The sequence below is a fragment of the Actinotignum urematis genome, from assembly GCF_051264595.1.
Taxonomy (GTDB): Bacteria; Actinomycetota; Actinomycetes; order Actinomycetales; family Actinomycetaceae; genus Actinotignum; species Actinotignum timonense_A.
On sequence record NZ_JBOZBG010000030.1, the window covers coordinates 1 to 12,486 of the forward strand.

Here is a 12,486-nt window from a genome sequence, read left to right on the forward strand (position 1 = left end):
GAACCCGGTAGCTAAGGTTGTTTGCGCTGATGGTACTGCACTCGGTGGGGTGTGGGAGAGTAGGTCACTGCCGCCATATTTTTTGTAGTGTGTGGGGTGTGTTTGTGTCTTATCTGTTAGGGCATAGAACACACCCCACACCTTTTTAATCTCTGCGCGCCAAAATTTACTGCTCAGCGCGCGGCCGAGCTGGAGTCGGCCTAAAATAAGCACAGCATCGTGATTCTTTACAATCGAACTGCGAGGAATGAAATGTCTGACCACGAAGAATGGAGCGAAGAACGCTCCGAAGACGACCGTCCGAAAGGACAATGGAGGTCCGCACGGCAACGGCGCGAATCCTTGCAGCATGAATCAGGAGAAGGCGGTGAGGGACGCGCTTGGAACGATCCCCGCGAAGCCTGGAATGACCGCCGCGGAGGCTCATGGCGTCGGGATAACCGTGAAGGAAACTGGAACCGTCATAACAACGACCGGCGTGGGGGCCGCGGCTATGGCCGCGACCGTGACTCATGGGAATCGCGAGACTTTCGCGGTGAACGCAACGGTGGAAACCGGCGTTCGTCGTGGAATCGGCGCGGTAATTTCCAGGACAGCCGCGACGAACGAGGCCACAAGGGTGGATTCCATAACCGTCACGACCGAGACGACCACCGCGGGTACCGGCGCGATTGGAATGATCGCGAGTCGGGTGATTCACGCGGATCTCGCGGATCCTGGGATCGTGGTGGCGATAGCCGCTACGACCGCCAAGACCGGCGCGGAGGACGCGGTGGCCAATGGCGCGATAACCGCCGAGGCCAGGACAAGCGATTCGGGGGCCGGCGCGATAATCGTTTCAATGAGCGCCCTGACCGCGAAGATCGTCGTCGTACCGAAGAACACGAGGTACGCGAAAACAGCAGCTACGGGCGCCGCGACCACTATGATGACAAGCCGCGCTTTGAGCGGGACGAACGCCGGCGTGCCGACCATCGGCGCGATGATCGGCACCGTGATGATCACCGTCGCGATAACTATCGCCGTGAGGACCGGCGGCACGAAGAACGCGGTAGATACCGCGAGGACGATAAGCGGCGGCGTGATGACCGGCGCAGCCGTGGCGGTGTGAAGGATCCCTTTATTCCCGAAACGGTCAATGCGCAGGATCTTGCGGCGGAATCGCGGCGCAAGCTCAAGGTGCTCGCGCCAGCGGTTTCCGATAACGTGGCGCGGCACCTCGTTTATGCCGGTTCCATGATGGATCAGAATCCTGAGCTTGCCTACGAACACGCGAAGGCGGCCTACCGGCACGCCGCGCGCATCGATATTGTGCGTGAGGCGTTGGGATTGACCTCCTACCTGACCGGGCGGTACTCCGAAGCTTTGCGTGAGCTGCGTACCTACCGGCGCATGACCGATGATTATTCGCACGTGGCCCTCGAGGCCGATTCGGAACGCGGCTTAGGCCGGCCCGAAAAGGCCCTCGCTTTTATCGCGGAGATTCCGCTCAAGCGGCTCAATACCGCCACCACGCTCGAATTGGCGCTGGTGACTTCCGGGGCCCGCGCGGATGCCGGTGATTCGGAGGCTGGCCTGGCTGTCCTCGAGAAAATCAAGGTCGAGAACCTCGATGAGGAATTGCGGGCCCGCGTTGAGCTCATCAAGGCGGATCGCCTCGAAGAACTCGGGCGTGAGCAGGAAGCTGAAGAGCTGCGTACCCGCTGGAACCCCGTCTACAACGCCGAAGGCGAAGTTGAACTTTTCACCGCGGAGGAATCCGCGCCTGAACCGGCGCAGGAATCTGCGTACGAAGTTAACGAAGCTGAAGCTGAGACCGGTGCGGATTCTGAGGCGGATTCTGAGGCGACATCGGAGCAGGAGTCCGAGCAGGAGTCGGAAGAAGAGTAATGGCGAGCCTGGTATCCCATTTCGACGGCGCAATTTTCGATCTGGACGGCGTGCTCTACCTTGGCACCGATCCAGCACCGAACGCCGCTGATGCTTACGCGCGCGCCATCGCGGCCGGAATGCGTCCGCTTTTCCTTACCAATAACGCCTCGCGCACCCAGGAAGAGGTCGCCGTGCACCTCGCAACCGTCGGAATCTCAGCCCCGGCGTCAACGGTGCTCACCTCCGCGATGGCCAGCACCCGCCTGGCTGCCGCGCAGGTGCCTGCCGGAGCAAAAGCCCTCGTCATCGGGGGTAATGGCCTGCATCGCGCGGTGAGCGAGACGGAGCTTGTGCCCGTCGCATCGGCCGACGATAACCCGGACGTGGTCATCATGGGTTTCTACCCGACCATTGACTGGGCGGCGCTCTCGGAAGTCGCCCTGGCCATCCGGCGCGGAGCGCTTTTCGTCGCCACGAACCTCGATGCCACGCTCCCCATGGAACGCGGATTTATGGTCGGCTGCGGTTCGCTTGTGGCCGCGGTCGTCAACGCCACCGGGGTGACCCCGCTATCCGCGGGCAAACCCGATCCTGCGATTTTCGCCATTGGGATGGAGATGCTCGGATCCACCCATCCTCTCGCCATCGGCGACCGCCTCAATACCGATATTCGCGGGGCGCGCGCCGCCGGCATTCCCAGTCTCCACGTGCTCACCGGCGTGAGCGCTGCGCGCGATATCATGCTGGCCGCCCCGGAGGAACGCCCCGATTACCTCGGCGATGACCTGCGCGTCCTCAACGAGGATTACCCGAATATTCACCGGGAAGGCGAACGCTGGGTGGCCGGTGCATCCTGGGCGCAGGTTGAAGAAAGGAACGACGGCGCAGCGGCCCGCCTGGTCACCTCCGATGGACGCGGGCCACGCTTGGGTCTGGATACTTACCGGGCTGCGGTGCACGCGGTATGGGACGCGCGGGATCGCGGTCTGGGGGAGAACCTCGTTCTCGAGGACATCACCGTGGAGCAGCGATGACGGACCAGGATAAAGGCGCGGTGCCCGGGCCGGGGGCACCCGGGCCGGGGGCTGTCGGGCTAGGTGCGCCAAAACCAGGTGTGCCCGGGCCAGCGGTACCGCTCCCGAGCGCACCGCTCAATATCGAGGCAGCCCTCGAGCATCTCAATGAGCTCGACCTGCCCGAGCAGATTGAACAATTGGAGGCGATTCACGCCGAGCTGGGCCGGCGCCTCTCCCGGGCGCGGGTCTAAACCAGGAAGGTGCGGGGCTATGGGGCGTTTACGGCGCGTTGACGCGGAACTTGTGCGGCGCGGACTGGCGCGTTCCCGCCAGGATGCCGCGGTACTCATCCGCGAAGGCCAAGTATTCCTGGACGGGGCCGAAGTCACGAAACCCGCCCGCCAAATGGATCCCGCCCAGGCACTTCTTGTCAAAGAAGCCGCTCGGGATCGTTACGTATCCCGCGGGGCATATAAACTCCTCGGCGCCCTCGATTACCTCGGGGAGGCCGGCCCGCGCGTGGAAGGCGTCCGCGCACTGGATGCGGGTGCGTCCACGGGCGGATTCACCGATGTACTGCTGCGGCGCGGTGCCGCCCACGTGGTCGCCGTGGATGTTGGCTACGGCCAGCTGGCCTGGAAACTCCGCGAAGACCCCCGCGTCACTGTGCTGGAACGCACGAATGTGCGCACCTTAGATCCCGCGGCGGTCGCCCCCGCGCCTGATCTGGTCGTAGGGGACCTCTCCTTCATTTCTTTGCGGTTGCTAGTCGCACCCCTTGCTGCCGCGAGTTCGCCCCGGGCCGATTTTTTGCTCATGGTCAAACCGCAATTTGAGGTGGGCCGGGAGAAGATTGGTGCGCACGGCGTGGTTCGTGATCCGGAGTACCACGTGGAGGCGGTATGCGACGTCGCCCTTTCTGCCCGCGGCGCCGGGCTGGCCATTCAAGCAGTCGCGCCCTCGCCCCTGCCCGGGCCGGCCGGTAACGTTGAATACTTCCTCTACATGAAGAAAAACTCCCCAGATCTGCTCGGAGAGAACCTCGAGGAAAACGTGCGGGCGGCGGTGGCAGCCGGGCCGGCCGGGCAGGGACGACCCGCGCGGTAGCGGGTAGGATACCTGAAGAGAGGGGAGGCATTCGATGGCACAACCAAAAGTCGCCCTGGTCGTCAATCGCACGTTACCACCGCAGATGGAACGTGCCGCTCACGATGCGATTGTCGCCCTGGAAGAACGCGGAATACAGGTGGATACCAGCGAAACGCTGGCGGGGGCCCGCGATGCGGATCTCATCCTCGTGATGGGTGGGGACGGTACGATTTTGCGCGGCGCGGAGCTGGGGCGCAGTACCGATGTGCCCATCCTCGGCATTAATTACGGGCATATGGGATTCCTGTCCGAAGCGCAACCCGATGAACTACCCGCGGTGGTGGAACGTATCGCCGCGCGCGATTGGGTTATTTCCGAACGCATGACCATTGATGTGCATGTACAACGCCCGGATGGCTCGTGCATCGTGCAGTGGGCTCTCAATGAAGTCTCGGTAGAAAAAGCTTTTAACTCCCGCCTCATCGAAACGTCCATTGGAGTGGACGGCCGCGAAATTTCCGCCTTCAAAGCCGATGCGGTCCTTCTCTCCACACCCACCGGTTCCACCGCCTATAACTTTTCAGCCGGCGGCCCGGTGGTCTGGCCCAGCGTGGAAGCACTCCTTCTCACCCCGGTGGCAGCCCACGCGCTTTTCACCCGCCCGCTGGTGGTCAGCCCGTACTCCACCTTGGAAGTTCGGGTGTTGCGCGATGAAGCCATGGTGTCCTGCGATTCGCGGCGCCGGCTCGTTGCCCCGGAAGGAACTGTTATTACCGCGGTGCGGGGGGAGCGGCCCGTCAAGCTCGCCCGCCTGAATGAAACCCCCTTCTCCGGGCGGCTGGTGGCACGTTTCCATCTGCCGGTGCGCGGCTGGCGCGAGCGTGAGGTGCGCGAATGATCGACCAGGTACGCATCCGCAATCTCGGCGTGATCGCGGAAGCCGAACTTAATCTAGGGCGCGGACTGACAGCCCTCACCGGGGAAACCGGGGCCGGAAAAACCATGGCGGTTACCTCCCTCACCCTGCTCCTGGGCGCAAAAGCCAATCCGGCCCGGGTGCGGGCCGGAGCAACCCAGGCGGAAGTGGAAGGAACCTTCCTCGTGGAGGCTTCCTCCCCGCTCCTGGAACGTATCACCGAGGCCGGTGGCCGCTACGATGTTGAGGGCGATACCGCCGCAGTTATTATTGCCCGGCATATTCCCGCCAAAGGGCGCTCTCGGGCTTTTGTGGGAGGCCGTTCGGTGCCCACCGCAGTGCTCACCGATATCGCGGCGGAACTTGTGACCGTACATGGCCAATCCGATCAGATCCGCTTGGGCAACCCCAGCCAGCAGCGCGCCGCGGTTGATGAATTCGGGGGTAACACCATCACGCGGGCAAAAGCTACCTGGGAGCAGGCCTGGAAAAACTACGGCTCAGCACGCGAGGCCCGCGATATCTTTCAGGCCGGGGCGCAACGCGCCGCCCAGCAACGTTTGGCGTACCGCGCTTTGCTCGACAAAGTCGAGGCGGTCAATCCCCAACCCGGAGAAGAAGAAGCCCTGCGGGCCCGCGCCCGGATTCTGGAAAACGCGGTGGAAATGTACGGGGCCTACTCGGCTGCCGCCGAAGCCCTGAGCGGGAATGATACCGAGGCCGGCGCCATATCCGCCCTGGGCGTGGCGCTTACGCAACTCGAACGCGTCCTTGAGCTAAGCGGTTCTGATATGCCAAACGCCCAGCTTGAGGAGCTCCGTGAACGCCTGGAAAGCGCTGAAGCGGATATCACCGATATTCACGCGGATATTGCGGAACTGGCGCGCGGCACCCAAGCCCAACCCGATGAACTCTCCACTATTTATTCGCGCCGCTCCGAGCTGGCGGGGCTCCGTAAAAGCTTAGGGATGAGCGGCGAAGAAATCCTGCGGGCCGCAGCTGAAGCGCGCGCGGGCTTGGAGCAGCTTGATGACCCGGCCGCCACCTTGGAACGCCTCGAAAAAGAGCTGGCTCATGCCCACGCCGCCATGGAGAAAGCCGGCGCGGTCCTGCGGGAGGCCCGCGCCGCTGCCGGAAACGAACTGGCCCGCGCGGTGGAAGCGGAACTTCCCGAACTTTCCTTGCCCGATGCGCACTTCACCGTTCAGGTTGAAGCCGCGGACCCCGGGCCTAACGGTGCGGATTCCGTCACTTTTTTGTTGGCCGCCCACCGCGGTGCCCCACTCGCCCCGCTTGCCTCCGGTGCTTCGGGTGGGGAACTCTCGCGTGTCATGCTCGCCCTGGAAGTGGGATTGGCGGCCCGGCGCGCCCAGCAGGGGCACACGTTCCTTTTCGATGAGGTGGATGCCGGGATTGGCGGCCGTGCCGCCAGCGCCGTCGGGAAAAGACTGGCAAAACTCGCCGGAAGCGCCCAGGTTATTGTGGTCACGCACCTGGCGCAGGTCGCGGCCTGTGCCGAGCACCAACTCGTCGTCGTGAAACAACTCGAAGAAAGTGCCGCGCGCACTGAACTACGTGACGTTAGCGGGCCGGAACGCGAAGCCGAACTGGCGCGTATGCTCTCCGGAAGCGATACCGATGTGGCACGCGCGCACGCAGCTGAGCTACTTAAGGCCGCGAATGTGGCACTATAAAGCTTGTGGCATCGAAGTTATGGCGAAAAAAGAAGGTCGTTGCGGAAGGAACCCTGGCCGGTCCGGCCCGGGTAGACGCGCGCACCAAGAATCTCACTCGTCGTCTCCAAGCCGGCGATGTAGCGATTATTAACCACACGGACCTGGATCGGGTCGCCGCGGAAAACCTGGTGGCCGCGCAGCCCGTTGCCGTGCTCAATGCCGCGAAATCCATCTCGGGGCGCTACCCGAATCTTGGCCCCGCGATCCTGGAAGAAGCCGGCATTCCGCTTATCGATGACCTCGGCCCGGAAATTATGGACATATCCGAAGGCCAGTGGGTGGATATTGACGGGGCACGCGTGGTGGCCGGCGGGCGCGTTATTGCCGAAGGCACCTTGCAAACCGCGCAGAGTATTGCCCGCGATAGCGAGGCAGCCCGCGCCGGCATGACCGTGCAACTGCGTGCTTTTGCCGCCAATACCCTCGAATATCTCAACGAAGAACAGGGTCTCATCCTGGACGGGGTGGGGATCCCCGATATTCGCACGTCCATGGAGCATCGCCACGTGCTCGTGGTGGTACGCGGCTACGACTACCGGGAAGACCTGCGCGCCCTGCGTCCCTATATTCGGGAGAACCGGCCCCTCATGATCGGGGTGGACGGCGGGGCGGATGCCCTCCTGGAACTGGGCTACACGCCGGATATTATCGTTGGCGATATGGATTCGGTATCCGATAAAGCGCTACGCTGCGGCGCCGAAGTGGTGGTGCACGCCTATCGGGATGGGCGCGCCCCCGGCAAGAAACGCGTGGAAGATCTGGGCGTGGATCACGTGGTCTTCCCGGCCACCGGCACCTCCGAAGATGTTGCCATGCTGCTGGCCGATTCCAAAGGCGCCAAGCTCATTGTGGCGGTGGGCACCCACAATACGATTCTGGAATTCCTCGATAAGGGACGGGCGGGAATGGCCTCAACCTTCCTCACTCGCCTGGTGGTGGGCGGCAAACTTATTGACGCGAAAGGCGTCTCGCGCCTCTACCGCTCCTCGATTTCGAATTGGATGCTGGTTGCCCTGATTCTCGCGGGAGTGTTTGCGCTCTTCGCGGCCCTGGCCGTCACCGGTGCGGGCCAAACCTTCCTGTCCGTGCTCACCACTCGCCTCGGGGATCTTGCCGAGTGGTTCCGTAATCTCTTCTAGGAAAGTTAGCTGATGGTTGATTTTAGGTATCATCTCGTTTCCCTGGTCTCGGTGTTTTTGGCGCTGGCCATCGGAGTGATTCTCGGGGCCGGCCCGCTGCAAAATTCCATTGCGCACGGGCTGACCGGCCAGGTGGATTCTCTGCGCGAATCGCGCGATAAGATGCGCGTGGAGCTTGATCAACGCGGGGCGCAGCTCGATGCTGCGTCGACGGCGCTGCTAGGTGCCGGCGAACAACTCAATGCTGGAACGCTGACGAATCGGCGCGTTGCTATCGTGGCTGCTGCCGGGGCGGACGGGGCCGTTGTGGAGAAAACCCGGCAGAGCCTGAGCGCTGCCGGGGCGCGTATCACCGGGGAAATCACCCTGGCCCCGGCTTTCACCGATACCGAATATGCCACCTACCGTTCCACGCTTTCCGGTAACCTCGGTTCTTACGTCAAGGATCTGCCCGCGGGTGGTTCCGCGGACGCGATTCTCGGGGCGGCCGTGGATACCGTGGTGCGTTCCGCGCCGGAAGATGCGGGGGCGACGACGCTCATCACGCTTCTCACCTCTCCGGAAAATAAGCTCATTGATGTGGCGGTTGCTCCGAGCGAAGCCGCCGAGGTGGTTGTTTTTATCACCGCTGATCCGGCGGAAGCCGCACCGGCGCCCGCAGATAAGGAAACTACCTCTCCGCATATCGCGGATACCTACCAGGCGGCCTTCGCGGCTATGGCCGGACGCGGCCCGGCGGTCGCGGTGGGCGCGGGGACTGACGGAAATTCTGTGCTGGGAGCCGTGCGTTCGGCCAAAGCCGGCTCGACGGTGGATTCGGCACAAACCGCGCTCGGCGATGTCAATATTCCCATGGCGGTGGCCGCTGAACTACATGAACGGCACGTGCACCTCGGGGTAGCACCGGGGGCAGATAGCGCAATTGGGGAACGCCAGAGCGCTTCCGGGCCCGCGCCCGCGCAACCTGCTCCGGCTCCGCAGCCCGAACAGGCTCCCGCTCCGGCACCCGCACCCGCGGACGGCGGGCAAGCTCCCGAAGGTGGGCAGGCCCCGGCTGGGCAGTAACGGTACCATGGGTGCATGACCCTTTCTGCTTTCTGGAGGAACCAGGTGCGCCTGGGCGCTGCCGCCCTGGCCGGATACGCCGCCGCGCGCGCCGCTGAGAAACTGCTTTCCCGGCGGTCCGCACCCTCCTGGCAACGTACCGCGAAAGACGGGCGGAGCGTGAGTTTGCGGGAAGGCCCGGTTGCGGTGGCGGGTACCACCGCGGGCTGCGCGGCGGGGGCGCTGCTCTCCGGAGGCCGCTGCTCGGCCGGTCCGGTGATCGCGGCGCTCAGCGGGGGACTGGCCGGATATATTGATGATTTTTACGAGGGCGCATTTTCGCGTACCTCCAAAGGGCTGCGCGGCCACCTCGGGGCACTTTCCCGGGGCCACCTCACTTCCGGGGCGCTGAAGATAGTGATCATCGGGGCGGGCGCGGCCCTCGCCGGAAAGCTACCTGCCGATAGGGGACTGCCGCCCTCTAAGCGATTCGCACTCCACGCCGAACGCACCGTTCTTATTGCCGCCACCGCGAATCTTATTAATCTCCTCGACCTCGCGCCGGGCCGGGCTTGGAAAGGCACCCTTATCGCCGCGGCTCCCTTCTCTCTGGTCAGCTACCCGCCCGCGGGGCCCGTTGCCGCGGCTCTGCTGGGCACCGGCGCAGCCTGCCTGCCCGAGGACCTCGCTGGCACGGTCATGCTCGGTGATACCGGGGCAAATGCGCTGGGCGCGGCCCTGGGGTGGGCACTGGCCAGCCGCGGCCCGTGGGTGCGGCGCGGGGCCCTGGGCGCCGTCGTCGCCCTTAATATCGCAAGCGAAAAAATATCATTTTCGCGGGTCATCGCAACCCACCCGTGGCTGCGCGCCCTCGACCAGGCGGGCCGGGCATGAAAAAAGTTCTCGGAACGGCACTCGGAGCAGCTGGAACCATAGCGATTCTCACCCTGCTCTCGCGTGCCATGGGCTTCGTGCGCGCCTGGGTGCAAAACGGGGCGCTGGGGGACTCACTCGCCGGGGAAGCGTATTCAACGGCGAATACCGTCCCTAATGTGCTTTTTGAAATCGCGGCCGGCGGGGCCCTGGCCGCCGCGGTTATCCCGCTCGTCTCCAGATTCCTGGCGAAGGCCCTGGCCGCGGAAGTCTCCCGCACCGCATCCGCCCTGCTCACCTGGGTGCTCGCCATTGGAATTCCGGTGGCCGGGCTGGTGACCCTGGGCGCCCACCCCATTATGGAGGTGCTCCTGGGTGCGGATTCGCCGGCGGCCAGCGTGGATTTCGCCGCCACGCTGCTGCGGATTTTCGCCTGGCAAATTCCGCTCTACGGGCTCTCGGTGGTGTGCACGGGGCTATTGCAGGCACATAAAAAATTCGTGCTTCCCGCACTCGCCCCGCTGCTGTCCTCCGTCACGGTTATTATTACGTTCCTTATTTTTACGGAGCTCGCCGCCGGTAACCAGCACGATCCGGCCCGGATATCCCGCACCGCACTCTACGTGCTGGCCTGGGGCACCACGGCGGGAGTGGCGGTCTTTTCGCTACCCCAGCTCATCCCGGTGCTGCGGCGCATCACGTTACGGCCCACCTTCCGTTTCCCGCCCGGGGTCGGGCGGCGCGCGCTACGACTGAGCGGGGCCGGGCTGGCCGGCCTGCTCGCCCAGCAGATTCAAATCATCGCGGTCATGCTTTTCGCCAATGCGCGCGGCGACGTGGGAACCTACCCGGTTTTCACGTTCGCGAATCAGCTCTATATGGTGCCCTACGCGGTGCTGGCCGTCCCGATTGCCACCGCGGTATTCCCGCGCCTGGCGGAAGCCGCCGCGATTCCCGGGCGGCCGGGCCTGGCCCGGATTACCGCCCGTTCCTCTCGCCTCGTTTTCGATATTGGCCTGCTATGCGTGGCGCTGCTAGTGGCGGTGGCGGAACCCGCCCAGGCGCTGTTCGCGGTGGCACGCCCGGTGGCCCATATGGATATTGCCATGCTGGCCATGGCGCCGGCCCTCCTCGGCTACGCCTTTATTTACCACGGTTCGCGGGTGCTTTACGCGGTGGAGGCGGCCCGCGCGGTCATTATCGTCAATTCGGCGGCGTGGCTGAGCGTTGTGGCGGTGCTCATCGGCGCGGCCGGCCTGGGGGTGCGGGGGCGCACCGAGGTCCTCATCAGTATTGGCGCGGCAATGTCCGTGGGTATGACGGTGGGCGGCATCGGCCATATCCTCGCGATCCGGCGCGCGGTAGGCCCCGGGGCGCTACGCGGCGTGGGCTACTCCTTGCGCATCGTGCTCCCGGCCGCGGTACTTGCGGGCGGGGTCGGATACGCCACCGGGCGTGCGATATTGCGCTGGTGGGGCGAAGGTGCCCTGGGCGCGCTGGGAGCAACCGGCGCGGCCGGCGCGCTCACCCTCGCCATCGGGGGAGTGGCGCTCTACCTGGTGGACCGGCGCGCGCTACGTTTGGCGCGTGACGCAGAGGCGCCGTCGACCCAAGAAATGCCGGCCATTGCCGTGGCCCTCGACGAAGCGAATGCATAAGGGCCGGGCCGCGGGCGCGCACGCGTGTACGCACGCCTGCACCCGCCCGCCCTGCAGAGGAAAGGAACAACAATGAACCACGAGCTCAGCGACGAGTACCGTCCCGCGCATATGCGGCGCCTGGAGCGGCGCAGCGTGCTCGAATCGCCTTTTATTAACGTCTACGAGGATACGGTGGAACTACCCAGCGTGGGGGCGCGCATGGAGCGCTATTGGGTGGAGCATCGTGACGCGGTTGCGGTACTGGCGGTACGGAATAGCGGCGACGGCGCAGCTGAAGAAGTGCTTCTTATCCGCCAGTATCGGATCCCGGTCAGCTCGCTCCTGTGGGAGATTCCCGCCGGCATTCTTGATATCGAGGGCGAGGATCCCGCGGATGCCGCGCGGCGTGAACTCCGCGAAGAAACGGATTATGAGGCCGGGAACCTAGAGTTCCTCACCAGCTTCTACACCTCGCCCGGTTTCACCAATGAACATATGACGGTGTATCTCACCCGCGATCCGGCCCCGGCCGCAAGCACCTTCGCCCGCGAGGATGAAGAGGCGGAAATTGAGGCGCGGTGGGTGCCGCTCGCTCGGGTGCGCGAGGCGATTCTGGCTGGGCGGCTCGGCAATCCGCAGCTGGTGGCCGCGGTACTCGCCTACCTGGCGCGTAGCGCTTAGCCACGGGCGTAACCCGCGCGCCCGGCGGGCGGGCACCGGCAAGCTCGCGCCTTTTTGCGTCCGGTTAGGCTGTCCAAACTAGATTACGCAACGCCCGTGTTGTTTAATTGGATGGCGAGGTCCTAGATATAGCAGGCCGGCGCGTGATAAAGCAGCGGTGAGTGATGCGGGGGAGCCTCGGGCTACGGGCCAGGGTTCCGAGCGGTGCTCACGGATGCTCGGTGAAGGTGTAGAACAGTGGAAGGGGTGGTGATCCAGATGGCAGCGGAAGAAAGCGCAGGGATCCGCCCCCGGGAAGAAACAACCCGCGAAGGAATTCTGCGCCTCATTATGGAACGCGGGCCTATTAGCGCCGCGGAACTGGCCCAGCTGGCTATTCTCACTCCGGCAGGGGTGCGCCGGCATTTAGTGGCGCTCGAAGATGCCGGTGCGATTACCGAATGCGAGAAACCCGGGCAGCGCGAGGCGCGGGGGGGGGGG

At 64.4% G+C, this 12,486-nt stretch carries 14 protein-coding genes; 13 read left to right on the plus strand and 1 reads right to left on the minus strand.

Features of this window, described 5'->3' with window-relative positions:
- The coding region (locus ACRQDJ_RS09115) for a hypothetical protein (RefSeq protein ID WP_284890132.1) at window positions 1-213 on the minus strand (213 nt) is incomplete at its 3' end.
- Between the two features lie 136 nt (window positions 214-349).
- On the opposite strand from ACRQDJ_RS09115, the gene ACRQDJ_RS09120 reads away from it, so the two are divergent.
- The 13 genes from ACRQDJ_RS09120 to ACRQDJ_RS09180 form a co-directional block, all read left to right on the plus strand.
- Entirely contained in the window at window positions 350-1,111 is a 762-nt protein-coding gene (locus ACRQDJ_RS09120; RefSeq protein ID WP_284890133.1) for a hypothetical protein, read from the plus strand.
- Window positions 1,108-1,890: a hypothetical protein gene (locus ACRQDJ_RS09125; protein ID WP_284890134.1), complete on the plus strand. Its 783-nt coding sequence runs from the start codon at window positions 1,108-1,110 to the stop codon at window positions 1,888-1,890. Before ACRQDJ_RS09120 ends, ACRQDJ_RS09125 begins: the two co-directional genes overlap by 4 nt.
- Window positions 1,890-2,906 (plus strand): HAD-IIA family hydrolase, encoded by a 1,017-nt coding sequence (locus ACRQDJ_RS09130; RefSeq protein ID WP_284890135.1) that lies wholly within the window; start codon window positions 1,890-1,892, stop codon window positions 2,904-2,906. The genes ACRQDJ_RS09125 and ACRQDJ_RS09130 overlap by 1 nt, the downstream gene beginning before the upstream one ends.
- Window positions 2,903-3,139, plus strand: coding sequence for a hypothetical protein (locus ACRQDJ_RS09135; protein ID WP_284890136.1), 237 nt, complete (start codon window positions 2,903-2,905; stop codon window positions 3,137-3,139). Before ACRQDJ_RS09130 ends, ACRQDJ_RS09135 begins: the two co-directional genes overlap by 4 nt.
- Before the next feature lie 19 nt (window positions 3,140-3,158).
- On the plus strand, window positions 3,159-3,995 hold the full coding sequence (locus tag ACRQDJ_RS09140) for a TlyA family RNA methyltransferase (protein ID WP_284890137.1): 837 nt from the start codon (window positions 3,159-3,161) through the stop codon (window positions 3,993-3,995).
- A 34-nt stretch (window positions 3,996-4,029) separates the two neighbouring features.
- Window positions 4,030-4,875, plus strand: coding sequence for an NAD kinase (locus tag ACRQDJ_RS09145; RefSeq protein ID WP_026429285.1), 846 nt, complete (start codon window positions 4,030-4,032; stop codon window positions 4,873-4,875).
- Window positions 4,872-6,587 (plus strand): DNA repair protein RecN, encoded by a 1,716-nt coding sequence (gene recN / locus ACRQDJ_RS09150; RefSeq protein ID WP_284890138.1) that lies wholly within the window; start codon window positions 4,872-4,874, stop codon window positions 6,585-6,587. The genes ACRQDJ_RS09145 and recN overlap by 4 nt, the downstream gene beginning before the upstream one ends.
- A gap of 5 nt (window positions 6,588-6,592) precedes the next feature.
- A complete protein-coding gene (steA, locus tag ACRQDJ_RS09155; protein WP_016442698.1) occupies window positions 6,593-7,768 on the plus strand; it encodes a putative cytokinetic ring protein SteA in 1,176 nt (391 codons plus the stop codon).
- 12 nt (window positions 7,769-7,780) lie between these two features.
- Complete coding sequence (locus tag ACRQDJ_RS09160; RefSeq protein WP_284890139.1) at window positions 7,781-8,833, plus strand: copper transporter; 1,053 nt, start codon at window positions 7,781-7,783, stop codon at window positions 8,831-8,833.
- A 15-nt stretch (window positions 8,834-8,848) separates the two neighbouring features.
- The gene (locus tag ACRQDJ_RS09165; protein ID WP_284890140.1) at window positions 8,849-9,706 is read left to right on the plus strand and encodes a hypothetical protein; all 858 of its coding nucleotides are present in this window, start codon (window positions 8,849-8,851) and stop codon (window positions 9,704-9,706) included.
- A complete protein-coding gene (gene murJ / locus ACRQDJ_RS09170) occupies window positions 9,703-11,343 on the plus strand; it encodes a murein biosynthesis integral membrane protein MurJ (RefSeq protein WP_435718001.1) in 1,641 nt (546 codons plus the stop codon). The genes ACRQDJ_RS09165 and murJ overlap by 4 nt, the downstream gene beginning before the upstream one ends.
- Window positions 11,344-11,415: 72 nt before the next feature.
- Entirely contained in the window at window positions 11,416-12,006 is a 591-nt protein-coding gene (locus tag ACRQDJ_RS09175; protein ID WP_284890143.1) for an NUDIX hydrolase, read from the plus strand.
- 237 nt (window positions 12,007-12,243) lie between these two features.
- Window positions 12,244-12,486: helix-turn-helix domain-containing protein (locus ACRQDJ_RS09180; protein ID WP_435718002.1), on the plus strand; the 243-nt coding region annotated here is incomplete at its 3' end.